This window comes from Marinobacterium sedimentorum, assembly GCF_024267675.1.
Classification (GTDB): Bacteria; Pseudomonadota; Gammaproteobacteria; order Pseudomonadales; family Balneatricaceae; genus Marinobacterium_A; species Marinobacterium_A sedimentorum.
Genome location: NZ_JALDYX010000004.1, coordinates 220,135 through 237,536, shown reverse-complemented (window position 1 = coordinate 237,536; position 17,402 = coordinate 220,135). Strand labels below are relative to the sequence as shown.

The following is a 17,402-nucleotide window of genomic DNA, read 5'->3' as shown; positions in this document are numbered from 1 at the left end:
ATTTTAGCAAAAACCCTGTCAAGATATTTTTTATAAAAATGAGCTGAATAGTTACGAATTAAATCAGTAAAGAGCTTAACTGATTTGTATTGGGCCTTATGTCGGATTTTTTCATAGGCCCAGCCATAAAGTCGATGCAAGAGCGACAGGCTTAGAATCATTACTTCCAGATGGTCACAATTCGGCTTGAAAAAACTTCCGACAGTACGTTAAATCTATACGTTTGTGCGACTCTTAATTTCCATGAGTTGTGACAAGGTAAGTGACGTTGATTTAACTTCCTTGGTTACAACATAAATATAATAGCGATCTATTCCAATCTCTTCGTCGAGCAACTGTTCGATTAACGCTTGAAAATCAGACAAGCTGGTTGTAATTACTTTGAGTACATAGTCACAACCTCCGCCAGTCGCACAGCACTCTACGATCTCATCGATACTCTGAATGCGTTTTTCAAACCGATCAAAATCTGACTTTTTATGTGCATTCAGTGAAATTGTCAGAAAAACCTTGGTGAGGTCGAGAATTCTATCGATGGCGACCTGGCCCCGGCAACCCGTTATAAGACCAGCTTTTTTGAGTTTGGTTAGTCGAAGCCAGCATGGAGTCGGCGATAAATTAACCAATTCTGCAAGCCGATTTTTACTTATTTGCCCGTGCTGCTGCACAGCACTCAAAATGCGGACATCGACAGCATCTAGTGCGACTTTTTTCATATTCTTAACGGCACAAATAACATCCTGAAGACCGGAGTGTAGTCGCCTGGGTGACGATCTTCAATCTTTAAGCCGCCAGTCTGGTGTGCAGGAAATAAGTGCGGCCTCGGTCTCCACCGGACACGCCGACCGCAATTCAGTAACCGATCTCGGTGGTAGGCAGGCCCATGTCCCTGGGTAAACAACGACATCGTAGCGTATAAGGCCGAGAATACCGCCCCGGCACATACCGATCCTCGGACCCGGGATAGCAAAAGCTCTAACTACAGCCGGCCTGCGGTCTCTCCAACCGGAGCATCGGGCCGGGTTCTCATCAGCGGTAGTAGCGGCAGGGGTCAGCTTTTAGCAATCAAGCATAAGGAGCAGCAAGACGGCGAGTTATGACGGCTTCCCGCCATCACCTGCATATAAATATCGAGAAGCGACCCGTGCCATGAACAGTATGTGACGGTGAAGCAGTACCTGCTCATATCGTTTTTCTGTCTATTAGGCGGCCAGGCCTTTAGGTTCAGGAAGAGAATGCGCGCGGCAGCATGCCGTTACTGTATTAGCCAGTAGGCAAGCAATGGTCATCGGACCGACACCGCCGGGTACCGGTGTAATCGCTCCTGCAACCTCTTTGGCGGCATCGTAATCGACATCGCCAACCAGCCGCGTCGTACCGTCACCCTGGTCGATGCGATTGATACCCACGTCAATCACTGTTGCCCCCGTTTTGATCCAATCGCCCTGGACAAATAGCGGCCGACCAACAGCAGCGACGACGATATCTGCACCACGCAAGATATCCGGCAGATTCCTCGTACGCGAATGAACCACGGTTACTGTGCAACTCTCTCTCAGCAGCAACTGTGCCATGGGTTTGCCGACGATGTTCGAACGCCCGATCACCACCGCATTTAACCCTGTCAGGTTACCGCAATACTCGCGAAGCATCATGAGGCACCCCAAAGGGGTGCAAGGCACCATAGCCTGCTGCCCAGTGGCAAGCAGCCCCGCATTGGAAATATGAAACCCATCCACATCCTTGGCCGGATCAATTGCATTGATCACCAACGCTTCGTCAATATGCTGCGGCAAGGGAAGCTGGACGAGGATACCATGTACCGATGGATCAAGATTGAGCTGCTTAATCAGCGCCAAAAGTTCGGATTCGGGGGTATCTGCGGGCAACTTGTACTCGTAGGAGTTCATGCCAACCTCGATGGTCTGCTTTCCCTTCGAGCGGACATAGACCTGAGATGCCGGATCATCTCCGACTAGCACAACCGCAAGGCCGGGAGTTATCCCATGTGTCTGTTTGAGCTGCGAAACATGCTCAGCCACACTTTCACGTAGTATAGCTGCGAATGCCTTACCGTCGATGATCCGAGCAGTCATGTCTGTCTCCTTATTAGTTTACGCGCCGTCTGAAAAAGGTTAACAACCTCTAAAGTCGGCGCGTTTATATTCATTGTTGTTTTACTTATGCAGGGCAGCTTCGCAAAACAGCTGCGGTTGCTCAGCCACGAAAAAACAAACAGGAGTCTATTTAGGGGTTCCAGTACTGTTTGCTATTTCCTATCTTTACGCTGCCGAGGCGGGCCGACCTGCAGCCCCGCCATGTTCGGTAACCCAATTCGCATTGGCTGTAATACCGCCCAGCGGGAAGAAATGCACCTGCTCAACGCCGAAGCCCGGGTTGCGCTCTTTGTAAGCAGCGAGTTCAAGCAATATATCGGTAGGCTCGTAGGGCAGAAGTAACTTAGTTACATCCTTAGCCCGGCGTTGCAGCACCCGCATGCTGGGACCTACGCCGCAAGACAAAGCATATTTCATCAGGGTCTGGAGCTTGGCTGGGCCGGACAGGCCCATGTGGATTGGCAGATCAATCCCCTCGGCCGCGAGCCGGTTGGCCCAGGAGATCACCGGCGCGGCTTCAAAACAGAACTGGGTAGTGATCGCTAACTTCGCATCGGTCCGCTCGGAAAAAGCCCGTTTCCATTTCAGGGCCTGCATTACCATCTTGTCGGAACCATCGGGATCGATATCGCGGTTCCCCTCAGGATGGCCAGCAACGTGCAGATGCTCGAAGTCATTAAAGAGTCCACTCTCGATCAGCTGAATGGAACTTTCGAATTCGCCAGCCGGAGTGGTGAGGCCGCCACCGAGGAGGAGTGCCTGTTTTACTCCCGCCTCGCCCTGATACTGGGCGATCCAATTAGCCAGTTCAGCACGGTCCTTGATGACACGGGCAGGAAAATGTGGCATCACCGGGAACCCCTCATCGGCCAGGCGACGAGCGGTTCGGACCATATCTTCGATCGGTGTTCCGTCGATATGCGCTATATAGACGCGGGTACCTGCAGGCAGGATGTCCCGAAAACTCTCCACCTTCTCGGCAGTCCGCGGCATGACCTCGATCGAATAGCCGCGAAGGATGCTCTCCAGTAGACGGGGGGCCTGCCCCTCTTTGCTGGCGTCTGTGGATTTAGTAAGAAAAGAGAACAACCCCATAAAACCTCTCCTGTCTGCTGGCGGTCGGCCAGGCTCTGTTTTTATAATTTCAATGTGTGCGCAGGCACACGGGGTGTTCTCTAGCCTTTCGGCGCGATACCACCCTTAGCTTTTTGCTAAAACTATTAATCTGGCTGACAAATAGGTTCCCTCCCTATTTGCCCGTCACGCCATCAAAACGGGCGCAGGTGCGTGGACATGCTGGTTTTTCTGGCGTTCGCATTGACCTACGGTCAATGATGAAACATCCCTGTTTCATGTATTAACCCTCCGGGTTAATAACCCCTGCCAGCTTTATTGAAGGCTCTGGCCGAAGCGCGTGCACAAAAAAGAGCCTGCGGTGATAGCGTACTATCACCGTGCTTTTTGCTTGCTAAGATCAAGTCGCCGCGATTTTCTTGTTAGGGTCAAAGAACGGCCTTTCGACCACAGTGGCTGTTCTTTTCCCATTAGGCATATCAACGTCGAAGGTCGTCCCAAGCACCGCAAAATCCGCGCTAACCATGGCCAGCGCAATGTTCTGCTCCAGACGCGGAGAGAACACGGCAGAAGTAACCCTGCCCACGCACTCGCCGTCTTTTTCCAGCACCCAGAATTTGGTGTTTGGACCCGACAGTACCGCTCCGTCGATCACCAGACCAATCTGCTTGCGGGATACACCTTCTTCACGGATACGTTTGAGGGCAGCCTTACCAATGAAGTCAGCTTCCATATCCAGCTCAACCAGCCGATCAAGACCCAGTTCATATGGATTGGTATTGATGTCCATATCGGCGTGGTAGGACAGCATTCCGCCTTCAATACGGCGAATTGTCGACGTATGGCCTGGTTTAAGACCAAATGGAGCACCTGCAGCCATGATCTTTTCCCACAACTCGTCACCCTTCGAAGCATCCTGCAAATAGAGCTCATAGCCCAGTTCGCTAGACCAGCCGGTCCGAGAAATGATCAGAGGAATACCGTCAAGGTCATACTCGCGCAGCCAGTAGTAGCGCAGATCGGTAATGCTATCACCGAACAGTGCCTTCATGATTTCTCCGGACTTCGGACCCTGCAGCTGAAGCGGAGACACATCCGGTTCGCGGATCTGCACATCCAGTCCAGAGTTGACAGCGACACCCTGCGCCCACAGCAAAATATCGCTGTCAGCCAGAGAGATCCAGAAGCGGTTTTCTTCAAGACGAAGCAGGATCGGATCGTTCAGAATTCCGCCTTCAGCATTTGTGATCAGCACATACTTGCACTGACCGACTGCACATTTTGAAAGATCCCGAGGAGTAAGCATCTGAACGAATTGTGCGGCATCAGGGCCAGTAATCTCGACCTGACGTTCTACCGCAACATCGCAGAGAATTGCGTCGTTTACCAGGTTCCAGAAATTTTGTTCGGGATTACCGAAATCGCGCGGGATATACATGTGGTTATACACAGAGAACCCGTTGGCACCCCAGCGCACGGTTGCGTCGAAATAAGGAGATTTACGGATTTGTGTTCCAAAGCCAAATTCTTTTTGTTCTTGCTTACCCATTTCTTGGTCCTCTTATTGTGCGATTGCGTCCCTAGTCGTGGCATTACGCAGCGCTAAAAACACATGACAAGGGAATGATATGAGAAACCGGCCGAAAGCGGGTCCTAAACGGAGGCGACAAAAATGGATAACAGGACTATTTTTCTGTGCCCTTTGGACCGTTTAGACTAAAGCCAGAAATGGGACCGAATAGCGCCAAATAGGCGTACGCTCGACCACCCAACGCCATGCCCTAAAACCGATTCTGCTGCAGAATTTCCAGGAGATTTACAGGCTGGGGCTAAGGAACCCGCAGGGCGGGCCCGGAAGCATGCGTCCGCAGCGTTGCAGTGCTTGAAACGGACTAGGCCAAAGTGCCCATTAGGGTACCGGCGCACAGCGTCGGAGTGCCGCATCACTTGCAGCTGTGCGCTTCATGGCTCGCAGAGGATAAATGGGACTTGTTCGCTACGGAACCTGCGAATAAGTCCCAATGAGGCTCGGGCTTGCAGCGCGGACCGGAATCGAGGCGCCGTTTCGAAGGCATGCTGGTGGCCTGTCGAGAAGCGGCAACAAAGAGTCCGGTTCGCAGGTTCCATAAGGCACATTTAGCCATGGGACTGGAAAATTTACGCACTTGGCTGCACGGATCGTGCTTGTCTGTACTGCCCTTTTTCAGGGGGGAGGTAAAGTTCAATCTCGGCTAATTTAATAATCCAGTGCCGGTTCGTTGATAGCTCTACGCGCACTACGTTCTGCCATCACCTCACACAAATTTCGGTAGCGAATGGAGACACGCCGAAGCCAGCTAATTGAATCGCCTGGAAAATTACTACGCTAGAATGATAACTGTCTTTAAACATAGACGGGCAACTACCCATCAATATAGGATTCAAAACTCGCCACTCATTTATTAATTTAGGGATTGAGCTGAAACGAACGTCCTACAGGAACAGGGCAAGAGCCTAGACCATGAATAAAGACAGTGAGATGAATCTCGCTAGAGAAAAGCGAAGAAGGGAAAGTACAGGAAACAGCGCCAGACACCATGTCGTATCCGGAAATTTAATAGCTCGGTACCTGAGCCTTGAAAAAATCCCAAGTCTTTAGAAACGGCGTCACTATAGTAGGCCGTCGCTTTCGATGCCGGCTCATACTATCTGCTGGATGCTCATTGCCAGACGGGTACGGTTATACACGTCCAGTTTGCGGTAGATACTGGAGAGATGGCTCTTGATTGTGCTCTCCGTCAGGCACAGCTGAAGGCCGATCTGTTTATTACTCAAACCATATTTGAGGTGGTTGAGCACGCACTTCTCCTTCTCGGACAGCAGGGTTAACCTATCCACCAAGTACTCCCGGCCTGGAGTGTTAACCCAGTAGCGTTTATCTTTTTCGGGGTGCAAGAAGCTGCCCTTGAGTACTGAGGACAGGGCTTCACTCAGCGTCTCCAACGATGAGGACTTCAGTATCACACCACTAGCGCCACTGAGATACGCTTTGCGTACAAAATTGGTGCTCACCAGATCGGTCAGAATCAGTACAGGCAGCTCAACGTGACTGGCCAGCAACCTTTCTAGTTGCCGAAAATGGCCTAGCTCCGGCAGACAAGCGTCCAATACCAGCAAATCCGTGCTTTGGACGCGCGCCAAGGTTGCTTGCACCTCATTCCATGCCTCTACCTCGCAACAGGTACAATCCAAACCGGCGTTTTGCAGCGCGATCTGAACACCCAGGCGGTAGGTTGGTGAACGATCAGCGATCAGTACATTTAACGTAGTCAAAATCGGCCCCCTCATTGAACAAAAGCGGATCACTCGATTACAAGAGCGATCCGCTTGCAGATTTAGAGGAACACGGCATTGAAGCGAAGGTTAGGGAACCTTCGCACAAGTCCAGGTTGTCCTCTGCGGGGCTTATTCGCAGGTTTCTTAGTGTCCCGGGAAGACAACCGTTTTTTTGCCATTGACGAAACAGCGTCGCTCAACATGCAACTTAATCGCCTTTGCCAGTGCAAGGCGCTCAGTATCACGTCCTTTTGCTACCAGGCGTTCCGGCGTATAGGTGTGATCCACCGGCTCCACTCCCTGGGTGATGATCGGACCTTCGTCCAGGTCTTTACTTACGTAATGTGCGGTGGCCCCTACCAGCTTCACCCCTTTGTCATAGGCCTGATGATAAGGCTTTGCGCCTTTGAATCCCGGCAGCAGCGAGTGGTGGATATTGATGGCACGTCCGTGCAGTTTTTTGCACATATCGTCGGACAGTACCTGCATGTAGCGAGCCAGCACAACCAAATCGGCATCGACCTTCTGGATGATATCCCACATCTCGGCTTCCTGCTGCGGTTTGGTGTCCGCAGTAATGGGCAGGTGGTAATACGGGATATGGTACCACTCAGCCAGCCTTTTCAGGTCCGGATGGTTGGATATGATAGCCGGAATCTCGATATTGAGTGCGCCGATACTGTGACGATGCAGAATATCCTGCAGACAGTGATCATACTTTGATACGAGAATAACCAGCTTGTCCGGAGTCGACGAATCCCGCAGATCCCATTCGGCGTCAAAGGCTGCAGCCCGGTCACCAAACTGGCTCCGCAGGCTTTCTTCAGCCAACTCACCGGCACCTATGTAACGGAACTCTACACGGAAGAAGAACCGCTCAACATCATCGTCGTCAAAAGTGTGTATTTCATACGCATAACACTCATGCTTATACAAGCATCCGATTATCAGATCGAGCACACCCAGTTTGCTAGCTGAGCTTCCGCTAAGGATATAGGTTTTTTCATTTGCGTTCATAACACTTGGTCCTTTAATCAATTCATTCGCTAGCTTAGGCTTCAGTAGATATTGGTGTTGGATAACCCAACCTCAAATATCTACTGAGACGCCTTGGACTGAAAACCTTTTAATAATTGTTCTTATAGGTACTAAGATTAAGTCGCCGCGATTTTCTTGTTAGGATCAAAGAACGGCCTTTCGACCACTGTGGCTGTTCTTTTCCCATTAGGCATATCAACGTCGAAGGTCATCCCAAGCACCGCAAAATCCGCGCTAACCATGGCCAGCGCAATGTTCTGCTCCAGACGCGGAGAGAACACGGCAGAAGTGACCCTGCCCACGCTCTCACCGTCTTTTTCCAGCACCCAGAATTTGGTGTTTGGACCCGACAGTGCCGCTCCGTCGATCACCAGACCAATCTGCTTGCGGGATACACCTTCTTCACGGATACGTTTGAGGGCAGCCTTACCAATGAAGTCAGCTTCCATATCCAGCTCAACCAGCCGATCAAGACCCAGTTCATATGGATTGGTATTGATGTCCATATCGGCGTGGTAGGACAGCATTCCGCCTTCAATACGGCGAATTGTCGACGTATGACCTGGTTTAAGACCAAACGGAGCACCTGCAGCCATGATCTTTTCCCACAACTCGTCACCCTTCGAAGCATCCTGCAAATAGAGCTCATAGCCCAGTTCGCTAGACCAGCCGGTCCGAGAAATGATCAGAGGAATACCGTCAAGGTCATACTCGCGCAGCCAGTAGTAGCGCAGATCGGTAATGCTTTCACCGAACAGTGCCTTCATGATTTCTCCGGACTTCGGACCCTGCAGCTGAAGCGGAGACACATCCGGTTCGCGGATCTGCACATCCAGTCCAGAGTTGACAGCGACACCCTGCGCCCACAGCAAAATATCGCTGTCAGCCAGAGAGATCCAGAAGCGGTTTTCTTCAAGACGAAGCAGGATCGGATCGTTCAGAATTCCGCCTTCAGCATTTGTGATCAGCACATACTTGCACTGACCGACTGCACATTTTGAAAGATCCCGAGGAGTAAGCATCTGAACGAATTGTGCGGCATCAGGGCCAGTAATCTCGACCTGACGTTCTACCGCAACATCGCAGAGAATTGCGTCGTTTACCAGGTTCCAGAAATTTTGCTCGGGATTACCGAAATCGCGCGGGATATACATGTGGTTATACACAGAGAACCCGTTGGCACCCCAGCGCACGGTTGCGTCGAAATAAGGAGATTTACGGATTTGTGTTCCAAAGCCAAATTCTTTTTGTTCTTGCTTACCCATTTCTTTTTCCTCTTATTGTGCGATCGCGTCCCTAGTCGTGACATTACGCAGCGCTAAAAACACATGACAAGGGAATGATATGAGAAACTTTCCGAAATCGGGGCCTAAACGGAGGCGACAAAAATGGATAATAGGACTATTTTTCTATGCACTTTGGACCGTTTAGACTAAAGCCAGATTTGGCACCGAATAGCGCCAAATAAGCGTACGCTCGACCACCCGGCGCCATGCCCTAAAACCGGCTCTGCGGCAGAATTTTCCGAAGCTAAATAGGCAGAGGTTAAGGCGCATGCAGGGAACTGAGATGGACGCCTCCGTCAAGCTTGGCCCCCCTGTCACGGCAATTGGGCATGAAGTTACTTGGCGCTTGCGCAGTTGTTCAAGACCCAAACGATTCGTCATCGTCGGCCTGAAAACACCGTATGACGACAGCAGGACCCACCTGGTCCTCAGCCCGATAAAATTCATCGACCGGCTGGCGGCGCTGATGCCTCGCCCTCGGGTCAGCGGTCAGCGGTCAGCGGTCAGCCGGAACGAATCTTCTCAGCTGCAGCCACTGGCAACACCCGGCCGATGGCCAATGAACGCTTTGGCGACTGTCAAGGCATGTGGTTAATTCGCCCTTTACTCATCCATGTGGAGGGACCCTTTGAATGACATGGCGCGTGTGCCAGCTTTGGTGATGCGCGAACCGGGATAATCGGAAGCCTGCTTGAATCCGGCCAGTAGAACTCCTAGGCTGTGAGTGTCCGGTTTCCGGCGTGCGAGAGGGTCGCCGTAGGCCGAAATCAACGTTCACCGCGGGGTGTGGCACCTGACCCTGCTTCCTTTCCAGGTCGGTATACCGTTCCAAGGATTATCAGGTATTCCTTCGTCAATACTCCCGGGCCAGTCCCCTTTAATGTGAGCGCTGCATGGTGATCAGGGCAAATACGGATTTCGAACATCAACGGGCGGTCATTGCACGGCAGGGACGGCTCCTGGAACCGGAACGGACCGGAATCCCCGATACTTGTCTGGGGGCAACGGTATGAAATCTCTTTCCAGCACTGGGTTTGCGCTGTTCGGTGCAGCGCTGGTCGCGATCAGTTACGGGCTCGCGCGCTTCGCCTTCGGGCTCTTCGTGCCCCCTATTCGCGCCGAGCTGGAACTAACGCCGTACGTGATCGGCATCATCGGCGCGCTGCCGCTCATTAGTTTCTTGCTGGCCACGCTGGTCGCGCCGTTCACCGCCGATCGCCTCGGTGCCCGCAACACGGCGGTGCTGTCCGGTGGTTTTGCCGTCGGCGGTCTGGCGCTGATCAGCCAGGCCTCTGACGCTCTATCGCTCGGCGCAGGCGTGTTCGCTTGCGGGATCTGCACCGGCCTGATGATGCCGGCGCTCACGGCCGCCATGCAGGCGCTGGTGAAACGCTCGCTGCACGGACGCGTAAGCGCGGTCATGAACGCGGGTACCAGCATTGGCGTGGCCGTTGCGGTACCGTCGGTTCTGTTCCTAGCCGGCGCCTGGCGTTTCGCTTACCTGTCCTTTGCCGTTATGGCGGGCATCGGGATGGTTGCCGCGTGGTACTTTATCCCCTCTGTGTCGCGGATCACGCCGACGGACGCAGCGCCGCCGCCTCCGATCAGCACCCTGCAGTGGTCGCGTCTATTCAGGCTCTCGCTGTTTGCATTCGTGATGGGCTTCGTCGCCTCGGCATACTGGATCTTCGCGCCCGACCTGATGACCACCCTCGGCGCCCTGCCGCCCAGCGCAACCGGGTGGTTGTGGCTAGCGGTTGGCATCGCCGGTCTCGGAGGTGCCGTGGTGGCCGACCTGGCCGACCGCAACAACCCACCCATCACGCACGCATTGATGCTGACAATGCTGTCCGCGAGCCTGGCATTGCTCGCCGCCAGCCCCGGTCAGATAGCGCTCGCGACATTTTCCGCGCTGGTCTTCGGCCTGGCCTATATGAGTCTGACGGGGCTCTATCTGATGACCGGTATCCGGCTGTTGCCGGGCCGACTGTCGATGGGGCCGGTACTGCCATTCATGGCTTGCGCGCTCGGGCAGGCGGCCGGCTCGCCCGTCGTCGGCGTTCTGGTGAATGAATTCGGCTACGCCGATACCTTTGCCATATTCTCTGCGATCGGCATCCTGGTGGCGATCTTGTCGCCGCTGTACCCACGCCACCTTGACCATGGGCACGAAGAGGAAATGGAGGACGATACCGGTCTCCAGGCGGCGTTCGATCACCAGCTCCTGGACGCGGATGGCGAGCCGCTAATGCCCGTCACGGGTGAAGCTAAAAGCCCGTAGCCTACACGAAAAGCCAGAGAATCCGGCACACCCTCCGCGTCTATCTTAAAGGTGCCGATACACAGGCGGCGGGACCTAGTGTACTGGTGCACTCTTGATGGTGCTTTAGAACGCGCTCATTTTTTCGCCAGTCAAGGCGTGAGGCGGAGTCATAGTGGGGCTACGGCGACAACGAACAACGCAGGATGGCGGAAAAAGGGGCCGTTATAATCTTCATATAGCGTGCAACAGTACACTAGCTGTCAGCGCTGCAGCGAAGCAAATACAGACTCAGCGCCCACTCCTCAGGCCTTAGAAAACATATCGGTCAGCCAACATGCGTAGCATTTAGTCTCTGTCCCGGGTGTCCAATTGCTGGCTCAAAAGTTTACAGGCCTCAGCCCAGGGCTGAAATGCACCTCTGTCGTTCAGGTGGTCGAGCCCGAGCCGGGTCAGGGTATTGGGCGTGGCGATCCCTTCGCTGAGTTCACGCAGACTCTGCTCAATCCTCCCTGTACCCAGCGCCGCCGCACCGGAGCTGGCGCTCAAAGTCAAAGCACGGGCCTTATCCGGCGCCATTCCCTGTTGCTCCAGCCACTCGCTGACGGTCGCAAAGAGATCGAGCAGCCAGCCGTTGTAGCAAGCGGCGACTGTTGCCAGTTCAAACTGCTCTTCGTTGTCGAGAGGTATTACCGAACCCAGGCAACCGAACAGCCCTTCGACCTCTGCGCTGGGCGGATGGATCGCAACGGCGCCGGCGCCAAACTCGGCGCAGGATAGCGGCATGGCTCGGACCAGCCGTATCGGAAGGCCTGCAAAACGCCCGGCAGCGACGCCAGCGATACAGGAGATCACCAGCTGGTCGTCACGGAAACAGCATTCCGTCAGCACCGAGTCGAGGAACTCTGGGCGGACTGCGAGCAGGATCCAGTCGGCTGTGTCGATCACGGACTGATTAGTGGCCATGATCTCGCAGTCGTAATCGCGCCCGAGGCGGGCCGCAACCTCGCGGTTGCGGGGCGAGACGAGAATACGGCGATTGTCGCCGCCATTACGCAGTCCGGCGACGGTGTAGCTGGCGAGATGACCGGCGCCGATGATGCCAAGGGTTGGACTCATAATAGGTAGCTCTTTTTAGAAAACTTTTCGGAAAGTAAACAAGCCGCAGACCACCGGTCTGCGGCAAAGGGTGAGGCATTAGACCTTCTCTGGACTATAGCAATCCCAGCACACGCGGGAGAAACAGTGACGGTTCCGGCACAAAGGTGGTCACCAGCATCACGGGTACCACGGGTACCACGGCGAGCAAAATAAAGGCCAGTGCCGGTATTACGGCCTTGTGTATCGATACATTGCCGATACGGCAGGTCATGTAGAGTATCGAGGCGACCGCAGGGCTATTGGTGCCGATCACCACGGAGCAAGATCGTTCGGGTAAGCTCTACTACGCGGGTAACGCCATCAGGAGGCTGCAGTTACCAATAGCCGCAAAGGTACGACAGTTAGGGAAGCTGTGATCAAGTCCGCGCCATGAGACAATAGCAGCCATCATCTACATCAAGGAAAGCTCGGATGGATCAGCAGCTCACATTCGCTGACAGTGAGTTCAGCAACAAACGCCGCCAGACGCGAAAGGAAAAGGTCCTCGGCCGGATGGACAAGCTGATCCCTTGGGCACGGCTGGAAGCGGTGATTGAGCCGCATTATCCAAAGGCGGGTAATGGGCCTATCCACTGGCGACCATGCTGCAGATTCACTGCATGCAACAGTGGTACAACCTCAGCGGTCCAGGCATGGAAGATGCGTTGTACGAAATTGCCTCCATGCGCCTGTTTGCCGGCCTGTCGCTGGACAAGGCCATCCCGGATCACTCCACGATTTTGAAGTTCCGTCACCTGCTGGAGCAACGCGGGTTGGCGCGCCAGATCTTCGACGAGGTCAATCAGTGGCTATCTGAGGCGGGTGTACTGCTCAAGGAAGGTTCCCTGATCGATGCCACCATTATCGAGGCACCCAGTTCAACCAGGAATCGCAACGGCGAGCGCGATCCTGAGATGTATCAGACCAAGAAAGGCAATCAGTGGCACTTTGGCTTGAAAGCACATATCGGTGTGGATGCCCAATGGGTTTGATCTTACCCAGCAATTGTCGATACCTACTCGAAGGTGGCCTGTGCGAAGCTCTATACGACCAAGACGCCGATTACGGCAGCGGACCTACTGAACGATCGAGTGCTACCGATGTTCGAGTTCCATGACCTGCCGATGCTGCGCATCCTGATCGACCGTGGGACCGAATACTGCGGCAAAGCAGAGCAGCATGACTACCAACCCTATCTCGCCATCAACGACATTGAGCACACGCGTACCAAGGCACAATAGCCGCAGACCAACGGCATTTGTGAGCGCTTCCACAAGACAATCTTGCAGGAGTTTTACCAGGTCACGTTCAGGCGGAAGATCTATGACAGCATCGAAGTGCTTCAAGCCGACCTGGACGACTGGATTAATGACTACAAAACTGAAAGAACCCATCAAGGCAAAATGTGTTGCGGCCGGACACCAATGGCAACTCTGCTGGATGGAAAATCAGTTTGGCTGGAGAAGAAACTGAACTGATTTTGGCCTGACGGGCACGGCCCGAAGAGCCGGTAACTGTCAGATCGAGTCTGAATTACTACACATTATGTTTTTGATAACTAGTGTACTTTTGTGCACTCCCTTTCACCTGCTCTGCAGGATATTTCTCTGCGTTTTTATCCATTTTCTCCCAACAAGCCTGCTCAATGTCTACTTTCAGCTTGCCGGCCAGACGAATCAGATAGAGCTGGACATCAGCAATCTCGTCACGAACGGCGGATAACTGCTTCTCGTCCAGCTCTTTCGATTGCTCCTCAGTGAACCACTGAAAGCACTCCTGAAGCTCCGCCGCCTCCACCGTCAGTGCCATGGCAAGGTTCTTGGGCGAATGGAACTGATCCCAGTCTCGCTCGGTGGCGAACTGGTCCATGGCGTCGTGAAGCTGCTTGAACGGATCGGGCATGATGGACTCACTTGGTTCGGCTGTATCGGATTACTGCGAGCATGCCTTTTCTGCTACTCAGTATCCAGCCTGAATACAGCTGGATTACCTGAGGGGCTCACAGCACGGAGAGAAACTCACCGATGACTATCAGATCCTCCAGCTCATCTTCGAGCACGATGTCCTTGTAGCCGAAGGCATTGGTCTGCGGCTTTAACACGATGCGCTGATTGATGAACTCGCCGTACTCTTCAATCTTCTCGCTCTGGTATAGCTTGACCGTGAAACTGCCGCCATGGTCCGGGTCCTCGATGGATCGATGCTGTACCACAACGATCTTTCCTTGCCGCGTGCCGCCAGGATTTGCGCGGAACAGACACCAGGCGCCGCTGGGGATGCGCCGGTTCATTGACTCACCGACTACCCGGCTGACGAACAGGCCGGGGCTTGCCCGCATGAAGTCCGGCAGCTCGACCCAGTGCTCGGCTTCAGCGATCTGAATCTCGCTGAAACCGCCAGCGGCAATGCTCAGATCGTACACCGGCACATGACGCTCGAACGGCTCCGCCTGTTCCCGCGACACGATGGGGAGATTCAGGCCATTCAGAGCTCCACTTTCCTCGTATGTATCTGGAGGCCCGGCCTTTGCCGGGGAGCGGACGAAGCTCGCGAAGTACTTACGTGTTTCGGCGTCGGTTGCGTAGACGTAACAGCCCCTCTGCCCACGAGTCATCAAGGTGCGGTAGGTGTTCTTTATGATCTGGTCGGCCAGGGCTCTAGCATGCGCAGGCTCGTTCTTGTGCATTATCTTGTAGCCATGAACAGACCGGTCCTGCCGTGCACGCTTCTCCGCATTGGTCACCACGCGGCCATCTCGAATCACGAAGTCGTCTCCAATAATGACGCCGACGTAGTCGAACTCCAGGCCCTGACATGTGTGGATGCAACCTATCTGTTCGACTGATTGATCGGCGATGGCCCAGAGCATGCCATCGTCATCCAGGTTCCACTGGGCAGCGAAGCCATGATCGGGAAAGACAATGTCCATGGCCTGCTTGTCCTTCTTGCTCGCCCAGGGCCAGCAGTACCCCGCCACCATACGTGCCTTGTTGGCCGTGCGGTTCTTTTCAAGAATGGCTCGCCGCAAAGCGCTGGGATCGTCAAATACCCGAAAGTCGTAATCGATGTCGTCAAGGTCGGTGTTGGCCGTGGTGCGAATCTGGAGCGCGTGATCAAGCCAGGCCAGGTAGCCATCGGAGCCATTGCAGCGAAATTGCGAGGCCAGTTCTAGTTCCTGCACATCGGCCCCGCACGCTTCTGCCCAATGCCTGATTTCTTCGACCGTGCCCACATCCTTCAGTGTCACTCGCTGCGCTTCATCGATGAAGAAGATGGAAAAATGCGACGCCAAGATGATTTCCTTGATCTGGTTTTCCCCCAAATTCTGGTACATGCCAGACTTTTCATTCAGTCGGTGTGCTTCGTCCACGATAAGGGCATGGAAGGTATTAGGTTCCGCATTTACGTAGCTTCCGGAGCCCTTGAACAGGTTGTCGATGTGCGTCTTTTTGCGAGTGCCCGTCAGCTTTTTCTTGAAGACCTCACGTGGGGCCGAGTTGCGTGACACATACTGCGTCATCATCTCGCGTCTAGTCAGCTCTACCAGCAGGTTAATAGCTACCACAGACTTACCGGTTCCCGGACCGCCCTTGACGACAAGGCACTGCTTTTTCCCATTGGCTGCTCGATGCGCAAGGTCGAGCGCGGTTTCATAAACCAGTTTCTGGTCATCAATCATTAGAAACTCGGCATTGCCCTGCATCATCGACACCAGAGCATCCGCCAGGTTTTTACTCGGTTTGATCACACCATGCTCGATGCGATACATGATGTCGCTACTGTCGCCGTACTTGATGTGCTGGCTTAGGAACTTGGAAAGCCGCATGGCATCGCGCGAAATAAAAACTGGGGCACGGCGGGTGTGGTGTTCGTAGAAGGGGTCATTGATCGCGTCCGCCTGCTTCATGTTGTGAAGGTAGGCACAGGGCACAAGGCTGATTGACTCGGAACGCACTGTCTCGTTGTAATCTTCGATCAGCGCCGCATAGGACCACGCCTGATAGGAGGGATGGTTGGTTTCGCGAATACCGGAACCCAACTGGGTACGAACAATCGCATCCTTGTTCGTCACCTCAACGGACTGCCACTGTTTCAACTCAACAATAACTGCAGCATCGTCACGCTGGTGGTTCTTGCCGGTGAGGATGAAGTCTACACGGCGGTTAGTCAGCGGAATATTGTACTCGATAGCCACCCCTGCCGATGCGGGAATCCCCTCATCAAGCAGCACGCTCATCATGAAGCGAAGGGAGTTCTCCCAAGACGTCACCTCATTGCGAGGAGAGTTGCGGTTCAACCTGCGCGCCACCTCGTTCTCTATGGAGTCGGTGATGACGTTGGCTCGCACGTCATCAATGAACTGCTGTTTGGTGGCGTTGTAGACCAGCATATCCTCGAAAGTTCCCTTTTCGTATCAACCATTTATGGATTTTAGTTTGGATACATCTGACAATTATGCACGCTAGTTGCTGCAATCGCATCGCTCAGTGTCGAAAAGGGCTTATAAGGCTGTACGTACCGGGCTTGGGAAACCTGATTTCAGTCTTCATTTGTGCTGTGACTCGCAATCGCAATCGCAGTAATTGCAAACACGAAATCGACCGTCAGTCGCTGTTTGTATGATCTATGCAGTATTCAGCTATCGATATACGCTTTAACCGCATGTCCTTCAAAGTACATTTTCCCGTTCGTCACACGATTCAGGGCCGGCGGATTCTTCCCCTTCAGCGGCAGGTTATGCTGCACCGCATGTTTCAAGTCAGTGATTCTGACGCCCAGGACACAGGCAACCTCTTCGATAGACAGCATACGGTCCCAGTAACTTGTTGCCTGGCTGTTATGCCAGCCAACACTACCAGGGACGGCCCATGACTTCGACGATGTATCCTGTGTCATTTCAATTTTCCTGTGATCGGACGGTTAAGCATCATTGTACCTACCGTAGGTATCGTATCCAGGCCCAGTAGTTAAACTATCTGGCTTGTTACAGCTAGCTGATACTTTGCTTGATGGCCTGATTCAGCACAAACCCAATGGGGCTCGCTGGCTATCGCTGTAGTAGGACTAAATGCACTCAAAGCGGCCTAGGTATCCAGAGTGGAGGCTATATAGGCAAGCAGTACACCTGTACTACAGTCATAAACAGAAATGGAACAAGAGAACAGAATTACG

The 17,402-nt window shown here is 53.6% G+C and carries 13 protein-coding genes and 2 pseudogenes; 3 read left to right on the top strand and 12 right to left on the bottom strand.

Features of this window, described 5'->3' with window-relative positions; genetic code table 11:
• Window positions 1–215 precede the first annotated feature (215 nt).
• The 7 genes from MRS74_RS06515 to MRS74_RS06485 form a co-directional block, all read right to left on the bottom strand.
• On the bottom strand, window positions 216–716 hold the full coding sequence (locus tag MRS74_RS06515; RefSeq protein WP_254579465.1) for an Lrp/AsnC family transcriptional regulator: 501 nt from the start codon (window positions 714–716) through the stop codon (window positions 216–218).
• Between the two features lie 486 nt (window positions 717–1,202).
• Entirely contained in the window at window positions 1,203–2,096 is an 894-nt protein-coding gene (folD, locus tag MRS74_RS06510; RefSeq protein WP_254579464.1) for a bifunctional methylenetetrahydrofolate dehydrogenase/methenyltetrahydrofolate cyclohydrolase FolD, read from the bottom strand.
• Window positions 2,097–2,282: 186 nt separating this feature from the next.
• Complete coding sequence (locus tag MRS74_RS06505) at window positions 2,283–3,212, bottom strand: methylenetetrahydrofolate reductase (protein WP_254579463.1); 930 nt, start codon at window positions 3,210–3,212, stop codon at window positions 2,283–2,285.
• 379 nt (window positions 3,213–3,591) lie between these two features.
• On the bottom strand, window positions 3,592–4,740 hold the full coding sequence (locus tag MRS74_RS06500) for a glycine cleavage T C-terminal barrel domain-containing protein (RefSeq protein ID WP_254579462.1): 1,149 nt from the start codon (window positions 4,738–4,740) through the stop codon (window positions 3,592–3,594).
• Window positions 4,741–5,870: 1,130 nt separating this feature from the next.
• Entirely contained in the window at window positions 5,871–6,503 is a 633-nt protein-coding gene (locus tag MRS74_RS06495; RefSeq protein ID WP_254579461.1) for a response regulator transcription factor, read from the bottom strand.
• Between the two features lie 147 nt (window positions 6,504–6,650).
• Entirely contained in the window at window positions 6,651–7,523 is an 873-nt protein-coding gene (gene purU, locus MRS74_RS06490; protein ID WP_254579460.1) for a formyltetrahydrofolate deformylase, read from the bottom strand.
• Between the two features lie 137 nt (window positions 7,524–7,660).
• A complete protein-coding gene (locus tag MRS74_RS06485; RefSeq protein WP_254579459.1) occupies window positions 7,661–8,809 on the bottom strand; it encodes a glycine cleavage T C-terminal barrel domain-containing protein in 1,149 nt (382 codons plus the stop codon).
• 1,030 nt (window positions 8,810–9,839) lie between these two features.
• On the opposite strand from MRS74_RS06485, the gene MRS74_RS06480 reads away from it, so the two are divergent.
• Window positions 9,840–11,111: an MFS transporter gene (locus MRS74_RS06480; protein ID WP_254579458.1), complete on the top strand. Its 1,272-nt coding sequence runs from the start codon at window positions 9,840–9,842 to the stop codon at window positions 11,109–11,111.
• Window positions 11,112–11,438: 327 nt separating this feature from the next.
• On the opposite strand, the gene MRS74_RS06475 is transcribed toward MRS74_RS06480, so the two are convergent.
• Both MRS74_RS06475 and MRS74_RS06470 read right to left on the bottom strand, forming a co-directional pair.
• Window positions 11,439–12,209 carry an NAD(P)-binding domain-containing protein gene (locus MRS74_RS06475; RefSeq protein WP_254579457.1) on the bottom strand — a complete coding sequence of 257 codons (771 nt, stop codon included), beginning with the start codon at window positions 12,207–12,209 and terminating at the stop codon, window positions 11,439–11,441.
• Window positions 12,210–12,303: 94 nt separating this feature from the next.
• Window positions 12,304–12,507 (bottom strand): hypothetical protein, encoded by a 204-nt coding sequence (locus MRS74_RS06470; protein WP_254579456.1) that lies wholly within the window; start codon window positions 12,505–12,507, stop codon window positions 12,304–12,306.
• A 155-nt stretch (window positions 12,508–12,662) separates the two neighbouring features.
• Between MRS74_RS06470 and MRS74_RS06465 the strand changes: the two are divergent.
• Window positions 12,663–13,213: pseudogene (locus tag MRS74_RS06465) on the top strand (IS5 family transposase); the annotation flags it as partial.
• A gap of 24 nt (window positions 13,214–13,237) precedes the next feature.
• Window positions 13,238–13,708 (top strand): annotated as a pseudogene (locus MRS74_RS06460) (integrase core domain-containing protein); the annotation flags it as partial.
• Window positions 13,709–13,766: 58 nt separating this feature from the next.
• On the opposite strand, the gene MRS74_RS06455 reads toward MRS74_RS06460, so the two are convergent.
• The 3 genes from MRS74_RS06455 to MRS74_RS06445 form a co-directional block, all read right to left on the bottom strand.
• Window positions 13,767–14,132 (bottom strand): nucleotide pyrophosphohydrolase, encoded by a 366-nt coding sequence (locus MRS74_RS06455; protein ID WP_254579455.1) that lies wholly within the window; start codon window positions 14,130–14,132, stop codon window positions 13,767–13,769.
• Window positions 14,133–14,229: 97 nt separating this feature from the next.
• Window positions 14,230–16,620 (bottom strand): DNA/RNA helicase domain-containing protein, encoded by a 2,391-nt coding sequence (locus MRS74_RS06450; RefSeq protein WP_254579454.1) that lies wholly within the window; start codon window positions 16,618–16,620, stop codon window positions 14,230–14,232.
• A gap of 245 nt (window positions 16,621–16,865) precedes the next feature.
• Window positions 16,866–17,126, bottom strand: coding sequence for a hypothetical protein (locus MRS74_RS06445; protein ID WP_254579453.1), 261 nt, complete (start codon window positions 17,124–17,126; stop codon window positions 16,866–16,868).
• Window positions 17,127–17,402: the final 276 nt, after the last annotated feature.

Bases quoted from the DNA above. Each gene is read 5' to 3' on its own strand.
- MRS74_RS06450 (WP_254579454.1), bottom strand. From the start codon at position 16,620: ATGCTGGTCTACAACGCCACCAAACAGCAGTTCATTGATGACGTGCGA.
- purU (WP_254579460.1), bottom strand. From the start codon at position 7,523: ATGAACGCAAATGAAAAAACCTATATCCTTAGCGGAAGCTCAGCTAGC.
- MRS74_RS06500 (WP_254579462.1), bottom strand. From the start codon at position 4,740: ATGGGTAAGCAAGAACAAAAAGAATTTGGCTTTGGAACACAAATCCGT.
- folD (WP_254579464.1), bottom strand. From the start codon at position 2,096: ATGACTGCTCGGATCATCGACGGTAAGGCATTCGCAGCTATACTACGT.
- MRS74_RS06480 (WP_254579458.1), top strand. From the start codon at position 9,840: ATGAAATCTCTTTCCAGCACTGGGTTTGCGCTGTTCGGTGCAGCGCTG.
- MRS74_RS06455 (WP_254579455.1), bottom strand. From the start codon at position 14,132: ATGCCCGATCCGTTCAAGCAGCTTCACGACGCCATGGACCAGTTCGCC.
- MRS74_RS06515 (WP_254579465.1), bottom strand. From the start codon at position 716: ATGAAAAAAGTCGCACTAGATGCTGTCGATGTCCGCATTTTGAGTGCT.
- MRS74_RS06505 (WP_254579463.1), bottom strand. From the start codon at position 3,212: ATGGGGTTGTTCTCTTTTCTTACTAAATCCACAGACGCCAGCAAAGAG.
- MRS74_RS06485 (WP_254579459.1), bottom strand. From the start codon at position 8,809: ATGGGTAAGCAAGAACAAAAAGAATTTGGCTTTGGAACACAAATCCGT.
- MRS74_RS06475 (WP_254579457.1), bottom strand. From the start codon at position 12,209: ATGAGTCCAACCCTTGGCATCATCGGCGCCGGTCATCTCGCCAGCTAC.
- MRS74_RS06445 (WP_254579453.1), bottom strand. From the start codon at position 17,126: ATGACACAGGATACATCGTCGAAGTCATGGGCCGTCCCTGGTAGTGTT.